An 18,810-nucleotide genomic window follows, 5' to 3' on the forward strand; every position below is an offset into this window, starting at 1 on the left:
CTCTCTTATTCGAATAGGCTAGGGATCCATAGCGTTAAGCTAGGAATATAAGCGATTAGTAGAATCGCAATGATCCCTGTAATGAAATATGGAAAAATATCTTTGATCGTATTTTCAATTTTTACTTTAGCGATGTGACAAGAAATAAATAGGGTTGAACCTACAGGAGGTGTGAATAACCCCAGGGCAAATGAACAAAGCATCACAATCGAAAAGTGAATAGGATCCATGCCAACTCCTGTTGCAATCGGGAAGAACACAGGAATGAAGATGAATAGGTTAGGGACAAGTTCCATAACCATCCCGGCTGCTAGCATAATGATGATCATTAACAGAATCACCATGGCATTGGATAATCCAAGACTTAGAATCCAGTTTGAAATTAAGTCAGGAATCCCTTCAGAAATCAGGGCGTAGGTGAAAATCATAGAGGTACAAATCATCAGCATGACGACCGTAGTACCATAAACGGTTTCTTTCAACGATTCATAGACCCCTTTAAAAGTCAGGGATTTATATACGAATTTTCCGATCAAAAAGGCGTAGATGGCAGCCAGTGCCGCAGCCTCTGTAACGGTTGCGATTCCAAACACGATCGCTCCAATTAGGAATACAGGAAGGACAAGCGCCCAAAATGCCTTGAATAAACTTACAAAGAATTCCTTAAATGAAGGCATTGATTCTCTTGGATATCCACGCTTAACAGAAATAATGACGGTGGTCACTAAATAGGCTAAACCGATGAGAATCCCAGGGATGACCCCTGCTAAAAACATCTGAGCGACAGATAAATTGGCTAGCCAGGCAATGATGATCATCGTACTGCTTGGCGGAATAATGATCCCGACAACCGAACTTGACGCATTGATGGCAGCAGAGAAGGAAGACGAATATTTTTTCTCTTTCATCGAAGGGATCAAGACACTTCCCGTTGAAGCTGCGTCGGCTACGGAAGAACCGGAGACCCCGGCCATCCCCATACTTGTAATAACGGACACGCACCCAAGTCCCCCGGGCAATTGACGAACCATAGAATCCGCTACTTTGATGATTCTTTGGGCGATATCCCCGTGGATCATCAAGTTACCGGCCAGAATAAAGAACGGAATCGCTAGAAAAGCGAACGATTGAGAATTGGAAAAGAAGCGCTGAGCGGCTAACTCAATAGGAATGCCTTCGACCATGAAAAATAGAATCGCTGACCCGCCCATCGCGAAAGCAATCGGAACCCCGAATAGAAGCATGACGAAAAAGCTTAGAATCATTACGGTAATCACTGGACTTCTCCTCCTTTCATCTCTACATTTTTTCTAGTAATCAACAAAATAATTTGAAGAACTAACAAAATAGCTACAAACGTAAAGGATACGGTCACCGAAATATACAACCAGGACTTAGAAATCTGCAGCATAGGCAGAGGCTGCATCCGGACGGCCTGAGCCAGAAGGTAACTGGCATAAACCATATATATAGAAAAGATAAGCATGACTGCTTTGCCGAAGATTTGCATGACTAATTGAACGCCTCGTCCCATTTTCTCCTGGAGAACCGTTATTTTTAAATGATCTTCATTCTTGGTAACAGCGACGGTCCCAAGAAAAATCATCCATGGGAAAAATAGCTGAGTGAGCTCAGTAGAAAAGGAAATCGGATAGTTGAAGACATACCTGGACAGAACCTCTGCAAACACCACTAACGTTAGTAAAACCATCAGAAGGATCGCAATAATTTCTGTAAGCTTTACGAACCTTGATGTGATTTTGTCTAGCATTTCATTCACCAACTTTCTCCATTAATAAGAAAATCAGCGAGAAGAAAGATACTCGCTGATCTTCATGGTTATTGTTCTGAGCGGTACTCTTCTAGGAAGGTTTCAACTTCTTTAATAAGTTCAGGATCGATGACATCTTCCATTTTTGTATAAACTGGCTTCACTGCTTCCTGGAAAGGTGCTACATCAGGTTCCGTGATTTCTACAAAAGAATCTTCCATTTGCTTCAGCATTTCCTCATCTTTATTAGCCGTGAATTCATAGGAAGCATCTCTTGCTTCATTGGCAGCTTTTTGGACAATCTTTTGAAGTTCAGGGTCTAGTCCGTCAAACGCTCCCTGGTTCATGATGAAATAGGAGTAATAGTAAGTGAGGTTAAGCAGGGCTAAATGATCCTGGACCTCATGGAATTTTGTTTCATAAATAGCATCAAGCGGGTTGAACTGCCCATCAACGACTCCTTGAGAAAGAGCTAGATAAACTTCTGTGAATGGCATCGTTGAAACAGAGCTTCCTAATGCTTTGAAGGTTTCAATCAGGCTTTTATCATTCGGTGAACGCATTTTCAATCCTTCTAGATCTTCTGGTTTATTGATCGGGTGTACGTTGTTGGTAATTTGAGCGAACCCAAGTTCAACATCAGATAGGACTTTGATTCCCTGTTCTTCTCCCATGGCTTTCAGCTTGTCGCCAATTTCGCTATCTAAAACAGCATGAGCTTCGTCGAAGTCTTTAACTAAGAATGGAAGAGAAAGAGTCGCGTATTCAGGAATGGTATTGGCCATCATGTTTGCACCGGCAATTTGCATATCTAAAGCACCGACCTGAACGGATTCAATCATCTCTTGAGCACTGCCTAATTCTTCGTTAGGATAAATTTCTACCGTTACGGCACCGTCCGTTTCAGCTTCTACGGTTTCTTTGAACTTTTTAGCGGCTACGTCTCGGACAGAGCCTTCTACGGTGTTAAAGCCGATTTTCCACGTTTGCTCTTTAAATTCTCCATCTTCCGCATTCGAAGCAGAGTCACCACCCCCGCCACATGCAGCAAGAACAAGAACTAGTGTTAGTAGTAGAACGATCAATCTTTTCATCTCATGCACCCCTTGTTGTTTTTATTTTTTGAATATTTAAATACATTGTATCGGACATCTTCGGTTATTTTATTGTGTAAAACAACAAATATTTTATAGTTTTATTGAAATTTCAACAAGTGCGGTGAATAAAGAATCGTTTAAGGGGATTTTTATGCACGATAGAGCCATTCTTGTTTTGTTCCTAAGAGGTTCATAATATTCCAGGCCATCCGCAGATGGAAAATGACTTCGGCATCACGAATATCAGCTTCTAAGATCTCACTTAGTCTCTTTAATCGATAGTTCAAGGTATTGCTATGAAGATGGAGTTCTTTCGCGACTTCTTTTAAATGCTGATGATTGAATAAATATTTCTCCAATGTTTCTAAAAGGTCCCGTTTGTTTTGATTCGTGTAGTCCATCAATGGTTTTACATGATCAACGACAAATTGATAAAGTTCTTCTTCTGTATTGTTCATCATCATTTTGGCAACGCCTGCTTCCCGGTAGGTCATTCGTTGGTTGGGACGTTTGTGACGGTTGAATATCTCAATACAATACCAAACATCTTTATAAGACTTCCTGATTTCTTCCAAAGGCGTTAACCGACCTGTTGCATAGGAGAAAGACCTGTCTTTAAAATATTTCCTCAAATAATTGTCCAATTGGTCGATAAAGTGATTCATCTGATGACGTACGGATTCTTCCTTCACCTCTGTTGGAAAGCCAATAATCCCCCTTAACCCGTTAATTCTGTTAAAAATGATGCTGCTGTTGAAGTGGTTGGCTATAAATCCCTCTACAAGATGATGTAAACTTTTCGTTTCTCTTACGTTCCAATCATAATCCTGGTTTGTATGATCAAAGTGGATGCCGAAAAATAAATAAGTCTCACGATCACTCAAACCAAGTAATTTCGCCTGGTCAACAAGGACATTGATATCTACTTTTCCTTGAATGTCTTCTAAAAACTCCCCCTGGATTCTTTGTTTCGTTTCATAAATGGCTTCCTGTTTTAAGAGTTCAATGGCGATGATGTTCTGTGCTTCTTCGATCAACATTTTCTCCATATGGTTAAGCGGCCAATGGTTAGTCACAACGACAAGGAAGCCGCGTGCTTCCATCCTTGTGACAACAGGGACGACCACCACACCATATTCGGGCAGATGAATCGGTTGTACCCGGTCAGGGGTCATCGTTTCTAAGAAGGGAGGTATGGATCCTTCGAAAGGGATATCTCCATTGACTATGGAGGAAAGCAGTTGTCTGAATTCATCATATAAAAAAACGGATGTATTTAAACGATCACCGATAAAAGTGATAATTGAATCCATTCCTTGTTGTTCGAGTGCCATATCCATCAATTGGTTGTGGTTATGCAACGTTTGTTCAAGCGTTTGATTTTTCAGTTGGATATCATGATTCAGCTTCATCAATTTGTCGGCCTGGTTCTCAAGCTCAGTAAAAAGGGAAGCCCGGTGGACAGCGAAGGCTGCCTGGTTACAAATCGCTTTTAACAACTCCAGGTCTTCATCTGTAAAATGGCCGACCTCACGGAAAGAGTTGATGCTGACTACCCCGATACAGTCCTCTTGAATCATAAGCGGACAGCACATAGCGCTTTGAGCTTTTACTTTTTCTCCATCCTTGTCCGGTGTAGAAGCGTAAAAATGCTTCCAGTTCTCCTCTGACATCGACGACATGCCTTGATAAACTTCATCCGTGTGATGAAAAATCTGAGCCTTCTTCGTTTGAAACGTAAACCCTGTGAGGGACTCGCCTGGTTTGAAGCGGATGTTTTGCAGGTGCTGCCAATTGAATCCACGTGTCACACGTGGGATCAGGGTGTCCTTTTTCTCGTTATAAATATACAAACTGCATGAATCCGAGACAGGGAATACATCCATCGCCATATCCATAATTCTAAGGAGAACATCATCTAGCCTTTGGTATAGGGCAAGGGTCCTTGATAAATTTAATAAAAGGTCCTTCCCTTTATCTTCAACATCTGCAGGTGGGGATAATAGTTGAATTTGTTGCTTTACAAAGCTTTTTAATTGAGGAGATCCCTTCGTGGCTGTGAGTTTAATCGTGAAGGAATCATGGTTGACGGTCGTTACTTGATTTGAACCCTCATGTGCGAGCGTTTCTTTATAGAGAAGTTTATTTTTATAAGAGATAGTAATCTCTGAGATAGTAAACGATATCGCTTCCGCATATTGAATAATCGATTCTGTAAGCAATTGGTAGGCCTTACTCATACGATCCCTCCGTCGTTTGGTGTTTCTTTATTTTATCATTTATGGTGATGCAAAAATCTCTCATCCTTATGTAGAGCAAGGGACTGCAAATAGTATGTGCTTACGTCTGCCACCCTGATACGCGTGTACATCTTTTAAAATAGATGAATAATGAGATTCCGCTTCCTAATTCCCAGTCTATCCACATAAGATGTAAAGAGACGCGGTGAGGGGAGGGGGACCTAATGTCTCAACGAATCAAGTTTGGCAACAATCTCCTTTTTGTCACGGAACCAGGCGGGAAGACGATCAGGGCTGGAAAGACGGTAAGTGCAACGACGGAAACGATTTCTGTCCAGCCTTTTTATACGATTCGCCTTTTTATTGGAAACCGTGTCGTGTCTGAGGGCGCGGTGACGTTTAAATTGATTATGAAAATTGATCAGGTCAGTTTTCTGGTGCTGGATACGGTTACTCTTTTTCCAGGAGAGCAATATACAAAAACCTATGATGCCCCAGGTCTCGGCATTGCCGTAAAGGCTGAATCTGAAAGTGGCTCCGGCATCAATGCGGTCGATGTTGCAGTATTTGGATTCAAGTTCTAGCTTAAGCCTGTTCAAAAAGTTCAGCTCCCTTCTGCCGCTGGACTTTTTGGATGAGCCTAAGCACTCCTTGCCCTACTATCGGGTTTGTCCATGTACAATAAAAGGAAGGAACTTTTTGAAGGAGAGATCACGATGAAACGAATACATATCCTTTTGGCTATTCTTGCTTTAACGCTGTTGACGGCATGCGTTAAAGGGAATTATGAGCTGAAGATCAACAAAGACGGCAGTGGTGAAAGTGTTGTAACCATCGGATTTGAAGAAGAGGCATACGAACGACTCGGTGAACGAGGACATTCGATGGTTGAATCGGCGACCGAAGAGCTGTTTACCCAGGGCTACAACGTTGAATCTTACAACGAAGAAGGCTACATCGGGTTTCAGGCGACGAAATCGTTTGAAGACGTTCGAGAGGCAGAGAACCTTCAAGCAACCGGTGGAATGACGGAAATGGGAGTAGGCGCGGCTCTTTCAGACAATATTGATATGACGGTAGAAGAAGGGGTTTTTACCGACATGTATAAGATTGAAGCTGTGGTGGATCTTGAAAACTCTGGTCTATTAGGAGGCATGCAGCAGCTTGTTTCCAACCAGCTCGACCTGACGTTTACACTCGATTTACCCGTATCACCTAAGGCACACAATGCGGATGCGGTGGACGGTAACGAGTTGACCTGGAACATCAAAACGGCTGGAACGACGAACATGATGGTACAAGTAGGGGTGCCGAATGTGCGCAATATCGTAATCGCTGGGGTCGCAGGATTGGTGATTGCTGCTGTCGTTGTTTTTCTGATCCTTCGCAAACGAAACAAGAACCGTGATCATCCTTCGACTTAGAGTCGGGGGCCATCAGGACGAGTATCAGCTCAACTAAGTCAGGCACGATCGTTTTTGTCCTGGAACCCGTTTTAACCCTTCTCCTTAGGGAAAAAAGATAAGGAATATCCAAAAAATAGGAGGGTTAAAAATGGCGGAGCAACGATCTATGCCGAAAGAATCAGGTGCTGACCATACGTTGCAGCAGCTGCAGGAAGGGTATCAATTCATCTTAAACCGGAGTCATACGTTTCACTCCAATGTATTTGAAACGATGCTGATGGGAGAACCGGTGATTTGTCTTGTGGGAAAAGAGGCAGCGGAAATTTTCTATGACAATGACAAATTCAGGAGAGAAGACGCTGCGCCGAAACGAGCGGAAAAAACTCTGTTTGGCGAAGGCGGCGTGCAGGGACTGGACGGAGAAGCGCATCTGAATCGCAAAAAGATGTTCATGTCGTTAATGACGAAGGAATCGCTGGAAGAGGTCCGCTCGCTGACAGGGAAAGCTTTGAAGCTTGCTATGAGGGATCTCAATAAGGAAGAGCCGTTCAAAGTTTACGATGAAGCTAGGAAAGCCATGACGAGGGTGGCCTCTGCGTGGACAGGCGTGCCGATTTACGATGAGGAGCTTGACGAGTGGGCGGAAGAGTTAAGCGATATGTATGAATCTCCTACAGCTGTAGGATTCAAGCATTGGAAAGGCCGAAGATCCCGTTCGAAAGCGGAGAAATGGATCGAGGACCTCGTTAAGAAAGTACGTAAAGGGAAGCTTGCTACCTCGAAAGACCGGGCGCTTTATCAGTTTTCGTGGCATCGGGATGAGAATGGAGATCTTTTAGATAAACATACAGTGGCTGTAGAGCTTCTGAATTTGCTCCGTCCGATGGTTGCGATTTCTGTCTATATTGATTTTCTTGTTCTAGCCATTCATGAACATCCTGAAAAAGTGGAAAAAGTTCGTACGGGTGATGAAAACGAGCTGCAGTATTTCATTCAGGAAGTCCGTCGTTACTATCCGTTTTTTCCGTTTGCCGCAGCACGTGTGGATAGAAACTTTACGTGGGATGGATACGCATTCAAACAAGGCACGTTGACGCTGCTTGATTTATATGGAACCAATCATCACCCTGAGCTCTGGGAAAACCCAAAACTTTTTAAGCCGGAGCGTTTCCAATCGTGGGACGGTCATCCGTTTGACTTCATTCCTCATGGAGGAGGCGAATTTGAAATCGGTCACCGCTGCGCTGGGGAGTGGCTGACCATTGAAGTGTTAAAGGAGACGTTGGATCATTTCGTTAACCGGATTTCCTTTGAAGTGCCCGAGCAAAACCTAGGGTTCAGTTTAAAAGAAATTCCGAGCATACCAAAGAGTGAAGTGAAAGTGACAGGAGTTCAATCATAGATGGGTAAAAAAGCCATGGAGGCAGTATCTCCATGGCTTTTCTATCTTATTGATAATTGATGATCGCAGGATTCGGGTCGAGCTTCAATACTTCCTCCGCACTTAAAACCGGCTCATCCTTTTTGTAAAAGACTTTAAATCCGCCATATTGGACGGCTTCATTACGCACAAATTTTCTGTACAGGGACATCTTCGTCGAAGACGGTCCCCAGCCATCATAATTCAGCGCAACTTCAACGTTGTCCGTCGGCTTGATCGCTTCTTTATTGGTCAAGGCTTCATCCATGAACTGGTGGACGAGGACGATTTTGTCCGGCAGGTTTTGTTCTTCAACCATCTTGGAAATATACTCAACGGCTTCTTGAACCTCTCTGCCGTTGACTTGTCCAAGATTGATCCCCGGCGTCTCTCCTTCACCAACGTGGAACTCTGTATCAATCGCAAGGTGAACATAAGGCAGCTTCAGCCACTTTTCAATCAGCTTAACCTGGTTTAACACCGAGTCCGTCCCGAGCTGGATATCGAGCATTAACAGGGCATCGTGTTCCTTCGCAAGTTTGGCATACTCATCAATTTGCTCTGGAGAGGTCCTATGATAGTATTTTCCCTCAGGACCAGGGTTACGCTGCGCCACGGTTGAGATCAATTCAATCGTCGGAATCGCTGGGCGTTCAGGATCTGCGTTGGAGTAAGCTTTTGTTTGTTCTTTCAGATTTTTCATCAAAGCTTCTGGTTCCATTTCACCGAGAATACCCATGTTTGTCGAATTCGGGTGACCGTAATACATCACGAGTCGGTGATCCTTAAGTGGCCCGTCGGTTTGATCTTTAGCCCCATTAACAAGCGTTTCGCCGACGGGAATCATCCGCTTGCGCTTGCCTCCATGGGCTTCAACGACCGGCATTTTCTCAAGTTCTTCTTCGGTCATTTTTTCTTTGAGAGGGTTAGCGTCTTCATCGGGCTTGACCGCTTTGTAGGGCTGCGGAGGCTTTTCCTCTTTCTCTCCTTCTTTCTTATCTTTTGCTGCTTCCTCTGATTGAGAGGTCTTGTCCTCGTTGTCATTTGTGGAGGAGGTCGTTTCTGAGCAAGCTCCTAAAAAAGAGATTACTAGAAAGATAGATATAAACAGGATTGCCTTTTTCATGGTGTTCACTTCCTTTATGTATGGTTTTACCAAAGTGTCTCAGTTTCTAAAATAAGGGTGAAAAGGAATACTCTAGAAGTTTAACATATCCTTTTTTTGCCATATACCAATTTGACTCAAATGAAGAAAAAGCATTAAACGCTAAAACCCCTCTCCTTTGCTTCAGGAGAGGGGTTCGGCTGATCATATTGATGATTTTGTCTTACTCGTAATACAGCTGTCCCTGATCATCCACATAGACAGACTTAATCATCGTACGTTGAAAAGGTTCCTTGTCATAGGTTCCGTGAATATCCATGGTCATGTTATAGATGCCTTCACCAAGGTTTGGAAGCTTGAAGGTATCCTCTGTTTTCTTGCTTGCTTTCACTTTTCCTTGCTTCAGTTTGCCGTTTTTATAATATTCGATGGTCATATCTGTTTTCACTTTCAGTTTTTGATCCTTTATTTTAACCTTCATGTCGTCTTCTGCCATCGTCGTGCTGAGTAGATCATTTAATGGGCTATCAAAAGAGATATTTAACAGGTAATGGTCTTTTTGAGGCGACTTTGCCTGAAGGGTCCACTCTCCGGCGCCAGGGTTTTCGATCGTAAGCGTATGGTGATAGGCGCCTTGTAGATAGGTTGTTTCATCTTGATCGGTTGAAAAATGCGTGTAGGTCGTTTGATCAGGGGAAACAAGTGTTAGGTTTGTTGCCGCTTGGTCACTCGACCAGTTGACCGTGATCGCTTCGACCCCTTTTTCTACATCGATTGTTTCTTCGGTTGTCCCTGTGTATTCACCACCGCTTACGTAATTACTTGCCTGCATCTCTTTCTGATCACTCGCTCCTAAGCTTGCGGCCTGGAGGTTGGCAAAAGAATAGACACTTTCACTTAAATAATTTTTGAAAAGGTTGAACGTGGAAGAACCTTCTTTGATCGTTGTGTGATTCCAGTCGCCAACCTTAATTTCGTTCGCGTATTCGAGCCTAGAGCTTTTTACGGTGACGGCACCATCGTTACTGCCATACGCTCTCAAATATAAGCCACCCCAGTAGAGTGAACTTCCGAAACTGCCCCATTTCGTTCCGCCCATGGTGTAGATCGGCGTTTGATAGACGTTCGGCTGATTGTCTGTCTCAGAGCGGAAATAGCTCATATAGCCGGTTTGCAGCGAATAGGTCGCATCGTTTTTGCTTCCAAGAATACCGGCTAACCAGCCTGCCCAGCTGCTATAGGCGAGATCGGCTAATTGAGAGCCCTGATAAGGCGTAGACAAAGTAATCATTCGTTCGATATAAGGGGCGGCTCCGTAATGGACGAGCGCTGCTTGGGTATCAATTCCGCCTTTACTATGTGCGACGACCACCACTTTTTCTCCAAAGTGCGCATACATTTCTTTCACTTTTTCTGCTAAAAGTGCGCCGTTGTCCCACATGTTTTTGTCAGGGTATAAATCGATGAAGGCTGTTTCGTAGCCGTTTTGGTAAGCAGTGGTGTACATATTGTTATTTTCATACCATGTTTCAGATGAGCTGTTGAGGCCGTGGACAAATAGAATTGGAAGTTTGGGGTCAGAAACCGAACCGGGAGTTTTTCCGAGATACCACTGTCCTGGAGTTCCTGATGAACCATCTTTGATGGAACCTGCATAACTAATTGGTGGGGCGAAAAAAAGCAAGACAATAAATACTACGAACCACTTCTTTAGCTTTACCATTTCCTATCTCCTCTACTTCGTATTAGGGAGATCATGAGGCTTGTCTAAGAGGGCTTCCCATCTATATTATCGGGGGAGTGGGCAGGTTAGTCCAAGTCTTTTTCAAAAACAGGAAAAAAAGAGGGGGAGACAGACTTTTATGTAGTTACTTTTTCACATAAAAAAGCGTCTGTTCCTTTTGTTAGAACAAACGCCTTACCTTAATAACCAAGCAGCTGGATGGTGTAGGTCCCTCTATCGGTGACTAACGAAAAATGCGTGTCGTTGAATTGATACTGCGTCGTATCCTCGAGAGGAATCTCATAGTAGGAGGAGGGAACCGGCTGGAAATTCTCCAGGTCTGTTTCTGTTCGTCCTGTGCCGTGTAAGTGCAGCGCGTGCATCGGCTCGTAATCATCGATTCTTCTCGTATCGCGTGAATAATCAATGTGATCAAGATTCATGATCACCGTATCCTGGTCTCGAAGCTCGTGTTTTGTAATACGGATCGTCTTTCCGCTCCATTGCTGGAGTAAATCGTTAAATTCTTCAATGGTCAACGTTCGCTCGTTCATGTAGCAACCCTCCTGCTTTTATATTTTCCAAGCAGGGAGGAATCATACAGTTTATGCGTTATACTTTCGTGCAACTTGAAAAAGGACTTTCTAACCGGATTAAGGCTAGAAAGTCCTTTTTATTTATTTTTCAATCTCTTCCACAATTCTCTCACAGATCTGATGCGTTGTTAGCGAATCCTGAATAGAAGGAACAGGTGTACGATTTTCCTCAATGCAATCAATAAAATGATCAGTGATTTGATAAAAGCCTCGTTTATAAAGGGTAGGTTCCCATCCACCAAACTTCTGTACATGGATTTCTTTATCATGATAATGCGTTGTTTCAACGAGGTCATTCACGACGTACTTATGATGGCCGGTCGAATATTCGATGGTTTCTTCGGTCACCCCGCCGTTCCGGTTCATCATCCCCATAGCTGTGCAATTGTCTCCGATTAGTTGGATAATCAAGTGGTCCAGCTTGTCCCCGTTTTTCAACGCTTGGACTTTCACGTCCTGTACGTCTGTATCCATTAGGAATCTGAGCGTATCGACGACGTGGATGAAATCTTCGACAACAAAACGTCTGACATAGTCAGCAGCGTTGAAGCGATTTTTTTGGATGAGGATAAGATCAGCTTTTCCTTTATCCTTCAGCTCATTGACGCGCGGAATGAACCGTCTGTTAAACCCAACCATGGCAATCGCCTTGTTCGTTTCAGCAAGTTCGGCAATCCGTTCTGTTTCTTGAAAGTTCATCGAGACCGGTTTGTCTATGTACGTGTTGATTCCGTGGGATAATAGTTTCTCAGCGATTTCAAAATGAGCTTCGGTGGCTGCACTGACAATGACGCCGTCGATTTCTTTTTCAATCAATTCGTCGACCGTCTGAACTTTTTCAGGGATCCGGTATTGGCTTGAGAGTTTATTCAAGGTATCTGAATTTCTCGTACATAAAACAAGATCGATGCCTTCTTTCTCTGAAAGGACTGGCAAATAAGCTTTTTTGGCAATGTCTCCTAATCCGATTATTCCAATTTTCATTTTCTTCACCTCGCTAGTCATTACCCCGAGTACAGTTATGTTACTCCGTTTTTTTTCAGCAGTCTTAAGGGGCAGGAATTCTTTTCATTTTTCAGCGTAAAATTTATATTGACCAAATTGGTCAATAGGAGTACACTGAAATTGACCAATGTGGTCAATACTCATATGGAGGATCGGGTATGGATTCCAAATTCCTTAGTCTAGACAAGGAAAAACGCGACAAAATCTTAAATGCAGCATTGAGAGAATTTGCCCAGCGCGGCTATAAACAGGCGTCGACGAACCAAATCGTCAAGGAGGCTGATATCTCTAAAGGAGCGCTGTTTCACTACTTTAAAAATAAAAAAGATTTGTATTTGGCGTTATATGACCATTTTGTTTCTATGTTTTTAGAAGAGATGGAATCAGAGATCGATTGGTCGGAGAAGGATATTTTTATCCGCTACCGGAACATCTCTCATATTAAGATTGGGCTTTATTATAAATATCCGGACATGTTTAACTTTCTAAATGCTGTTTTTACAGAAGATGCCCGTGAGGTACAAAAGGAAGTCGAACGACGGATCGAAGAGTATGGCAGTCAAAAATATATTGAAATGATGGCCGATATCGATCCTACTCCTTTCAAGGAGGACATCGATGTTAAGAAAGCCATTGATATCATCACGTGGTCTTTGGAAGGCTTCGCCTATAAACAGCAAGCCAAGGTGAAAGGAATGAAGCTCGAAGACATTGATCTGCAGGAAAATTTGAAAGAGCTGGATGACTATTTGGAGATGTTGAAGCAAGCCTTTTATAAATGATAAAGGGAGGCGTCGGGAATGAGTGTTATCAAAATTGATCGCTTAACAAAAATGTATGGGAAATCAAGAGGGGTGTCTGACATCAGCTTTGAGGTGGAAGAAGGGGAAATTTTCGGCTTTATCGGACCGAATGGAGCAGGGAAGTCGACGACGATCCGCACCCTGCTAGGCTTGATCCACCCGACAAGCGGAGGCGCAACGATTTTCGGCAAAGACATTACGACGGCAGGTCCTGAAATTGCTGAAGACATTGGTTACCTTCCATCAGAAGTCTTTTACTATGACAACATGAAAGTGATTGATTTGCTTAACTACTCGGCAAGCTTTTATAAAAAGGACTGCAGCCAACGGATCAAAGAACTGGCAGAGTTACTAGACCTTGATTTGAAGCGGAAAATTGAGGATCTCTCTTTAGGAAATAAAAAGAAAGTCGGCATCATTCAGGGACTTCTTCATGAGCCGAAGCTGCTCATTCTTGATGAACCGACGAGCGGACTTGACCCGCTTATGCAGCAAAAGTTCTTCAACCTTTTGCGACAAGAAAATGAAAAAGGCGTCACGATCCTGTTTTCCTCCCATATTTTGAGTGAAGTGCAGCGGTTGTGCGACCGTGTTGCGATTATAAAGGATGGGGAAATCGTTCAAGTGGAACGAATTAGCGTACTGAAGGAAAAGAATCATAAAAGCTTCAAAATCGAACCGAAAGGCGAGCTTGACCTTGAAACGTTCAACCTCCCTGGAGTGACTGATTTGAAGTGGGAACACCATGCCATCCGCTTTTTATACCAGGGTGACATCAATACGATGATGAAAAAAATCGCTCAAGTTGAAATTGCGAATGTGTGGATTGAAGAACCTGATTTAGAGGAAATCTTTATGCACTATTACGAAAAGGAGGCGTAGGGGATCATGAACATTTTCATGCATGAACTGAAGGCCTATCGGAAAACGACGTTCATCTGGACGCTTTCGCTCATGGTCATTGCCGTGCTTTTCCTTTCATTCTATCCATCGATTGCGAGTGATATGGATGATTTCACGGCTCTCTTAGAAGGATTTCCTGAGCCGGTCCGACAAGCATTTGGCATTCAGCTTGAAAATTTAGGCACCATCAACGGCTTCTACGCCTACGTCTTTTTGTATATCGCCCTTTGCGGAGCCATCCAGGGCATGAACATCGGTGTATCCATTTTATCGAAAGAAGTAAGGGAAAAGACGGCTGACTTTCTTCTGACGAAGCCTGTCTCCCGGACAAAAGTGCTGTCAGCGAAGCTCTCAGCGGCACTCGTCTCGATCATTTTGACGAACGTGTTTTTCATCGCGACCGTCATAGTGACAGCTTCCATCATTCAAACGGAAGCCTACAGCACGGAAGTCATGCTGTTAATTTCGCTTACGCTGCTGTTTATTCAGCTTATTTTTCTAGCAGTCGGCATCCTGATCGCTGTCGTGTTCCCGAGAATCAAATCGGTGCTGACAGTATCGCTGGGGACGGTATTCGGTTTCTTTTTCATCAGCATGATCGTCTCAATTGGGGACGAAGGCGTGAAAAGGTATTTGTCACCGTTTCAATATTTTGACCGGCAGTATATTATCGAGCACTCCAGCTACGAAACGTCCTTTTTAATCGTTGGCGGAGGGATTATTTTAGTTTCGCTTGTTCTGAGTTACGTCCTGTATCGTCGGAAAGACATTCATACGGTGTAAAAGGAGGGAACCATGATGAACTTATTTTGGCGTGAAATGAAGGCACACCGGAAATCCTTGATGACCTGGTGTATCGGGATGATTCTGTTGATTGCAAGCGGGATGGGGAAATACGCAGGGTTTTCCTCATCGGGTCAGTCGATGGATGAATTAATGGGCGCGATGCCTGCGTCACTGAAAACGATCACGGGCATGGGAAGCTTTGATTTGTCGCTTGCGACAGGCTTTTACGGTGTGCTGTTCTTGTATATGGTCCTCCTTGCGACGGTGCATGCCGTACTCTTAGGGGCGACGATCATCTCAAAAGAGGAGCGGGATAAAACGGCCGAATTTCTATTCGTGAAGCCGGTGTCCAGAACGAAAGTGATCGTCACAAAAATGCTTGCAGCGCTTACGAATGTGCTTGTGCTGACTCTCGTATCCGCCGTAACGAGCTTGTTTATGGTCGGTTACTACAGTGATGGAGAACCGTATATCGAAAATGTGCTTGTCACGATTTTCGGCATGCTTATTTTGCAAATTCTGTTCCTTGGGATAGGCACGATGGTAGGAGCGGGTTACAAAAAATCAGGAAAAGCAGCAACGCTTTCTTCTGCGATCCTGCTGCTTGCGTTCTTACTGTCTGTGGCGGTTGATTTAAGTGATGCGCTGGATGGAGTAAAATATATTACACCGTTCAAGTACTTTGAAGCCGATCAAGTGATGTACGGGGGAGGACTAGATCCAGTCCTCGTTGGTGTGTCGGTCGTACTTGTGGCTATTACAGCGGCGTTGACGCTCCTGTTTTATCGAAGACGAGATTTGCATGTATAAATGAAACTGGTCAGCCTCCAAATTAGAGGGGCTGGCTTTTTTTATAGGCGGACCCATAGGTGTGGGAGATATTCCCTTTTGGATGCCAAAGTCTTTATTGTTACATTAGGGAATGGTGTAATGTTTGAAGACTTTAAGCGGAGGGATCTGTGATGGAAGGCTTCCTGTTTATGGTCAGCTTTTTTGCTATTATTATCTCTTCTCTGCTCATGACAAGAAAATGTGTGAAAAATGGAGTGAACGAAGGTCTTGCCAGACTGATCTTCGGGTTATCTGCAGGTGGAGGAATAGCTGGGTTCATGATGGTTCTGACTAGAAAAGTCAATGATCCCAAGGATGTCCCCTGGTTATTCCTGATTGTAACTTTAGTTTTTGGATGTATAGGGTGGGTCAATACGAAAGGGGCTTTTCCTGTTAGAGAGAAGGGCACGTTTACATTTACATATAAACGATACAACTTGCTGCGTGATGACTTGAACCTAAACAAGGGAATAAAACACCTCCCCGGAAAAATGAAAGAAACGTGGGAAGATCTATTCAGTATTCACAAAGCTCTGCCTATTCTTTTACTCGCCTTCTGTTTACTTCCTCTTTTACTTATGACGGGGATCGCTGTCTATATGGAATGGATAAAACCGCTTGTTTCATGACTTCAACCTGGTACTACAGATACAAAGCTTTATCTATAGGTGTGTGGCAAACATGAAAAAAGTAATATTTCTACTACGCAGGAATAATAGACTCTATTTGATCACTCTTTTTTCTGTATTTATTTTCTTAATTGGTTCGATGGCGCTTACTCAAGCCTTACCACTGCCAGGTCGGCAGATGATTCTGTTATGGATCAGTATGATGGTTTATCTGATGGTCTTTCTTGGTGTGGATCCTATCCTTAAAGGTGTCGCATTTTCCTTAGTACCTACAGGGACCCTGATGTTCTTGAAAGAATGGGTGGAATTCGCGCCTGATGTGATAGGAAAGTGGATAGCAGCAGATACGACAAGAGGAGGGCCGGCTGGGTTTATTTTCTTTGCCATTCTTTTAGGTGTCATCAAGGTATCAAAAGTAGAGCCTTACATAAAGTGGCTTGAGAAACAAAAAAGGAAGATACATAGAAGAGCAGAAAAGCCTGAAGCAAGGAAAAGCTAATCAGTGAAATATATGAATCGTAAATCAATTGGTTAGGGGAGTTTTATGACACAAAAGGAATTTTGGACGATTATCGGCCCTCAATTTTTCATAGTAGTGGGGATCTTCATGCTCTATGCATCTTACGGATATACGGAAAAAGTTCATGAGGAAATGGACTGGAAGAACCAGAATTGGGCTGGCTTTTTATCTAAGGAAATCTTATCAATTGTTCCATACTGGGTGTTCAGAGCGTTTGCTTTTATAGGAGTTTCATTCTTTGGTCTTTATATTTATACTTTTTTCTTTGTAGACTATTGAAGGCTGGGTGAATTGAACGGATGAAGAATAAGCAAAGCAAGAGGGATAAGTTGCGTGCACGTATCGATGGTTTGCTTGAAGGCTGCATAGGGACGGGGTGTATCGTACCGTTCTTTAGCTCACTAATCTTCGTAGGACTTGGGTTCTGGATAATATGAAATTTGAGCATTTCTCTTAACAGCGAATAGGGGGTCGGAATGTGCAATGACCACAGGAATTGAACTGATCTTTCAAATTCTGGTGATCGCAATCGGAGGTTTTTTTGTGTACTACGGAATCACTTATACCCCAGGCAAACACGAACAAGCAACAAAGCAAGCTAAGTTGGATCTCAGAACCAAAGAGGACTTTGGATACAAATGGCTGGCGGAATTCGTAGTGAAAGCTCCATGGTGGTGGGGCCGTGTTTTCTTTATTTCTGTCGGTGGTGTAATTATTTTTCTTGCTTTAATGGGGAAACACACATTTCAATAAGTTTCGTTTGGCAATACGATCACTGTGAAACTGAGTGGGGGTATGTTTTATCCTTAGAGGGTTACAGTCGTCGTTCCATAATCCATACTGTCCGCATACCTTACAATAAAATTGTAAGGTGTGTATGTGAATGATTGAACGATTACCAGAGCCGATATCACTTCCCACAGACGCAGGTCCTCATACACTTTCGAATATTGAATGGTGGTATGAGTACGCTTATCTGACTGGAGATCGCGGCGGGCAATATGCGGTGATGGCATCTTTTTTTCGAGTTGGGGAAACAGCATGCAAAAAAGGCCATTACTTGATTTTTACCTTGATCGACTTAGATAAAAAAGAAAAGCAAAGTTATTCCTTGTTTGATGCAAATTTAAGATTGCAGATGCTCTCCTTTTACCTACCATTCTATCTACTTCTCCATCCGACAGATACTCAAATGTGGAAGTTATATAAAAATCTCTTGTTAAATCAAATCCCTCCTGAGCACTCTCAGTTCAAAGCGGCATCGATTCAAAAAAACCAGACCAAACTCATCTATGGAGAGAATGAACTGGCATTTTTTGGTGAGAAGCAAGATCGGTTTACGCTGCATTTAAAGAAGATATAGTTGCTGATCTAACTTTTATCCCTCAAAAGCCAATTGCATTAATAGGTATAGATGGAAAGCCAGATGACTTATACTATTATTCTTTTACGAGAAATAGTGTGGAAGGGCAAATTCAAACGGACAAAGGGATCGAGAATGTCAAAGGACAAGGGTGGTTTGATCATCAATGGGGCAGGGATTATGGACTGATTAGAGGTGCTGGCTGGAATTGGTTTGGTTTACAACTTGAGGATGGCCGGGAGCTTCTTTTAAATGAGATGAGAACATCTGAAGGTTCTACCTTCTCCCCGATGGCCAATTTGATTGAGAAAGATGGCAGCATACGTTTTACAAGAGACATCTCCTTTGAGCCTTTATCATTTTGGAGAAGTTTACGTACAAATGCAAGGTATCCGATTGAATGGAGGATTAAAATCCCTTACTTTTCAATGGATATTCATGTTAAAGCACTGTTTCCTACACAGGAAATGGATGTGATCGGACCGATGCGGGCCATTTGGGAAGGAGCCTGTACGTTGTACGGGGAAGAAGTTCTGGCCGGGGGTAAAAAAGAAAGGTTGGAAGGAAGAGGGTTTATGGAGCTTGTCGGTTATGCGAATTAACTCCTGTGCA

21 protein-coding genes are annotated in these 18,810 nt (G+C 43.2%); 13 read left to right on the forward strand and 8 right to left on the reverse strand.

Annotated elements, in window-relative coordinates; genetic code table 11:
* Nucleotides 1–5: 5 nt before the first annotated feature.
* From HM131_RS02130 to HM131_RS02145, 4 genes are all read right to left on the reverse strand, one after another.
* Nucleotides 6–1,277, reverse strand: coding sequence for a TRAP transporter large permease (locus tag HM131_RS02130; protein WP_085027483.1), 1,272 nt, complete (start codon nt 1,275–1,277; stop codon nt 6–8).
* Nucleotides 1,274–1,771, reverse strand: coding sequence for a TRAP transporter small permease (locus tag HM131_RS02135; protein ID WP_232324917.1), 498 nt, complete (start codon nt 1,769–1,771; stop codon nt 1,274–1,276). Before HM131_RS02135 ends, HM131_RS02130 begins: the two co-directional genes overlap by 4 nt.
* A 68-nt stretch (nt 1,772–1,839) precedes the next feature.
* Complete coding sequence (locus HM131_RS02140) at nt 1,840–2,865, reverse strand: TRAP transporter substrate-binding protein (protein ID WP_085027487.1); 1,026 nt, start codon at nt 2,863–2,865, stop codon at nt 1,840–1,842.
* A 152-nt stretch (nt 2,866–3,017) separates the two neighbouring features.
* Nucleotides 3,018–5,108 (reverse strand): helix-turn-helix domain-containing protein, encoded by a 2,091-nt coding sequence (locus tag HM131_RS02145; protein ID WP_085027489.1) that lies wholly within the window; start codon nt 5,106–5,108, stop codon nt 3,018–3,020.
* 224 nt (nt 5,109–5,332) lie between these two features.
* Between HM131_RS02145 and HM131_RS02150 the strand changes: the two genes are divergently transcribed.
* The 3 genes from HM131_RS02150 (at nt 5,333) to HM131_RS02160 (ending at nt 7,916) form a co-directional block, all read left to right on the forward strand.
* Nucleotides 5,333–5,692 (forward strand): hypothetical protein, encoded by a 360-nt coding sequence (locus HM131_RS02150; protein WP_085027491.1) that lies wholly within the window; start codon nt 5,333–5,335, stop codon nt 5,690–5,692.
* A 132-nt stretch (nt 5,693–5,824) separates the two neighbouring features.
* Nucleotides 5,825–6,532, forward strand: a complete 708-nt coding sequence (locus HM131_RS02155; RefSeq protein ID WP_085027492.1) for an EGFR-like transmembrane domain-containing protein — start codon at nt 5,825–5,827, stop codon at nt 6,530–6,532.
* Nucleotides 6,533–6,662: 130 nt separating this feature from the next.
* On the forward strand, nt 6,663–7,916 hold the full coding sequence (locus HM131_RS02160) for a CYP152 family fatty-acid peroxygenase CypC (RefSeq protein WP_085027494.1): 1,254 nt from the start codon (nt 6,663–6,665) through the stop codon (nt 7,914–7,916).
* A 46-nt stretch (nt 7,917–7,962) separates the two neighbouring features.
* On the opposite strand, the gene HM131_RS02165 is transcribed toward HM131_RS02160, so the two are convergent.
* The 4 genes from HM131_RS02165 to HM131_RS02180 all read right to left on the reverse strand — a co-directional run bounded on the left by HM131_RS02165 (nt 7,963) and on the right by HM131_RS02180 (nt 12,342).
* Nucleotides 7,963–9,060 carry a hypothetical protein gene (locus HM131_RS02165; protein WP_085027496.1) on the reverse strand — a complete coding sequence of 366 codons (1,098 nt, stop codon included), beginning with the start codon at nt 9,058–9,060 and terminating at the stop codon, nt 7,963–7,965.
* Between the two features lie 202 nt (nt 9,061–9,262).
* A complete protein-coding gene (locus HM131_RS02170) occupies nt 9,263–10,762 on the reverse strand; it encodes an esterase/lipase family protein (RefSeq protein ID WP_085027498.1) in 1,500 nt (499 codons plus the stop codon).
* Between the two features lie 200 nt (nt 10,763–10,962).
* Nucleotides 10,963–11,316, reverse strand: a complete 354-nt coding sequence (locus tag HM131_RS02175) for a protein YmzB (protein WP_085027500.1) — start codon at nt 11,314–11,316, stop codon at nt 10,963–10,965.
* 123 nt (nt 11,317–11,439) lie between these two features.
* The gene (locus HM131_RS02180) at nt 11,440–12,342 is read right to left on the reverse strand and encodes a Gfo/Idh/MocA family protein (protein WP_085027502.1); all 903 of its coding nucleotides are present in this window, start codon (nt 12,340–12,342) and stop codon (nt 11,440–11,442) included.
* Nucleotides 12,343–12,521: 179 nt separating this feature from the next.
* Here HM131_RS02180 and HM131_RS02185 point away from each other — a divergent pair, with 179 nt between their 5' ends.
* The 10 genes from HM131_RS02185 (at nt 12,522) to HM131_RS02230 (ending at nt 18,800) form a co-directional block, all read left to right on the forward strand.
* Nucleotides 12,522–13,145 carry a TetR/AcrR family transcriptional regulator gene (locus tag HM131_RS02185; protein WP_085027504.1) on the forward strand — a complete coding sequence of 208 codons (624 nt, stop codon included), beginning with the start codon at nt 12,522–12,524 and terminating at the stop codon, nt 13,143–13,145.
* Nucleotides 13,146–13,163: 18 nt separating this feature from the next.
* Entirely contained in the window at nt 13,164–14,048 is an 885-nt protein-coding gene (locus HM131_RS02190; protein WP_085027506.1) for an ABC transporter ATP-binding protein, read from the forward strand.
* A gap of 6 nt (nt 14,049–14,054) precedes the next feature.
* Nucleotides 14,055–14,852 carry an ABC transporter permease subunit gene (locus tag HM131_RS02195; RefSeq protein ID WP_085027508.1) on the forward strand — a complete coding sequence of 266 codons (798 nt, stop codon included), beginning with the start codon at nt 14,055–14,057 and terminating at the stop codon, nt 14,850–14,852.
* A gap of 12 nt (nt 14,853–14,864) precedes the next feature.
* Nucleotides 14,865–15,665, forward strand: a complete 801-nt coding sequence (locus HM131_RS02200; RefSeq protein ID WP_232324847.1) for an ABC transporter permease subunit — start codon at nt 14,865–14,867, stop codon at nt 15,663–15,665.
* 149 nt (nt 15,666–15,814) lie between these two features.
* Nucleotides 15,815–16,315, forward strand: coding sequence for a hypothetical protein (locus HM131_RS02205; protein WP_232324848.1), 501 nt, complete (start codon nt 15,815–15,817; stop codon nt 16,313–16,315).
* A gap of 52 nt (nt 16,316–16,367) precedes the next feature.
* A complete protein-coding gene (locus HM131_RS02210) occupies nt 16,368–16,814 on the forward strand; it encodes a hypothetical protein (RefSeq protein ID WP_085027514.1) in 447 nt (148 codons plus the stop codon).
* A gap of 45 nt (nt 16,815–16,859) precedes the next feature.
* On the forward strand, nt 16,860–17,114 hold the full coding sequence (locus tag HM131_RS02215) for a hypothetical protein (protein ID WP_085027516.1): 255 nt from the start codon (nt 16,860–16,862) through the stop codon (nt 17,112–17,114).
* A 204-nt stretch (nt 17,115–17,318) separates the two neighbouring features.
* Nucleotides 17,319–17,588, forward strand: a complete 270-nt coding sequence (locus tag HM131_RS02220; protein WP_085027518.1) for a hypothetical protein — start codon at nt 17,319–17,321, stop codon at nt 17,586–17,588.
* A gap of 130 nt (nt 17,589–17,718) precedes the next feature.
* Nucleotides 17,719–18,198: a hypothetical protein gene (locus HM131_RS02225; RefSeq protein ID WP_085027520.1), complete on the forward strand. Its 480-nt coding sequence runs from the start codon at nt 17,719–17,721 to the stop codon at nt 18,196–18,198.
* Nucleotides 18,199–18,239: 41 nt separating this feature from the next.
* Nucleotides 18,240–18,800 (forward strand): lipocalin family protein, encoded by a 561-nt coding sequence (locus HM131_RS02230; RefSeq protein WP_232324918.1) that lies wholly within the window; start codon nt 18,240–18,242, stop codon nt 18,798–18,800.
* The last annotated feature ends 10 nt before the right edge of the window (nt 18,801–18,810 follow it).

The sequence above is a fragment of the Halobacillus mangrovi genome (assembly GCF_002097535.1).
Classification (GTDB): domain Bacteria; phylum Bacillota; class Bacilli; order Bacillales; family Halobacillaceae; genus Halobacillus; species Halobacillus mangrovi_A.

Coding starts and splice junctions, on each gene's coding strand:
- HM131_RS02135 (WP_232324917.1), bottom strand. CDS start 1,771: ATGCTAGACAAAATCACATCAAGGTTCGTAAAGCTTACAGAAATTATT.
- HM131_RS02140 (WP_085027487.1), bottom strand. CDS start 2,865: ATGAAAAGATTGATCGTTCTACTACTAACACTAGTTCTTGTTCTTGCT.
- HM131_RS02145 (WP_085027489.1), bottom strand. CDS start 5,108: ATGAGTAAGGCCTACCAATTGCTTACAGAATCGATTATTCAATATGCG.
- HM131_RS02150 (WP_085027491.1), top strand. CDS start 5,333: ATGTCTCAACGAATCAAGTTTGGCAACAATCTCCTTTTTGTCACGGAA.
- HM131_RS02155 (WP_085027492.1), top strand. CDS start 5,825: ATGAAACGAATACATATCCTTTTGGCTATTCTTGCTTTAACGCTGTTG.
- HM131_RS02160 (WP_085027494.1), top strand. CDS start 6,663: ATGGCGGAGCAACGATCTATGCCGAAAGAATCAGGTGCTGACCATACG.
- HM131_RS02165 (WP_085027496.1), bottom strand. CDS start 9,060: ATGAAAAAGGCAATCCTGTTTATATCTATCTTTCTAGTAATCTCTTTT.
- HM131_RS02170 (WP_085027498.1), bottom strand. CDS start 10,762: ATGGTAAAGCTAAAGAAGTGGTTCGTAGTATTTATTGTCTTGCTTTTT.
- HM131_RS02175 (WP_085027500.1), bottom strand. CDS start 11,316: ATGAACGAGCGAACGTTGACCATTGAAGAATTTAACGATTTACTCCAG.
- HM131_RS02180 (WP_085027502.1), bottom strand. CDS start 12,342: ATGAAAATTGGAATAATCGGATTAGGAGACATTGCCAAAAAAGCTTAT.
- HM131_RS02185 (WP_085027504.1), top strand. CDS start 12,522: ATGGATTCCAAATTCCTTAGTCTAGACAAGGAAAAACGCGACAAAATC.
- HM131_RS02190 (WP_085027506.1), top strand. CDS start 13,164: ATGAGTGTTATCAAAATTGATCGCTTAACAAAAATGTATGGGAAATCA.
- HM131_RS02195 (WP_085027508.1), top strand. CDS start 14,055: ATGAACATTTTCATGCATGAACTGAAGGCCTATCGGAAAACGACGTTC.
- HM131_RS02200 (WP_232324847.1), top strand. CDS start 14,865: ATGATGAACTTATTTTGGCGTGAAATGAAGGCACACCGGAAATCCTTG.
- HM131_RS02210 (WP_085027514.1), top strand. CDS start 16,368: ATGAAAAAAGTAATATTTCTACTACGCAGGAATAATAGACTCTATTTG.
- HM131_RS02215 (WP_085027516.1), top strand. CDS start 16,860: ATGACACAAAAGGAATTTTGGACGATTATCGGCCCTCAATTTTTCATA.
- HM131_RS02220 (WP_085027518.1), top strand. CDS start 17,319: ATGACCACAGGAATTGAACTGATCTTTCAAATTCTGGTGATCGCAATC.
- HM131_RS02225 (WP_085027520.1), top strand. CDS start 17,719: ATGATTGAACGATTACCAGAGCCGATATCACTTCCCACAGACGCAGGT.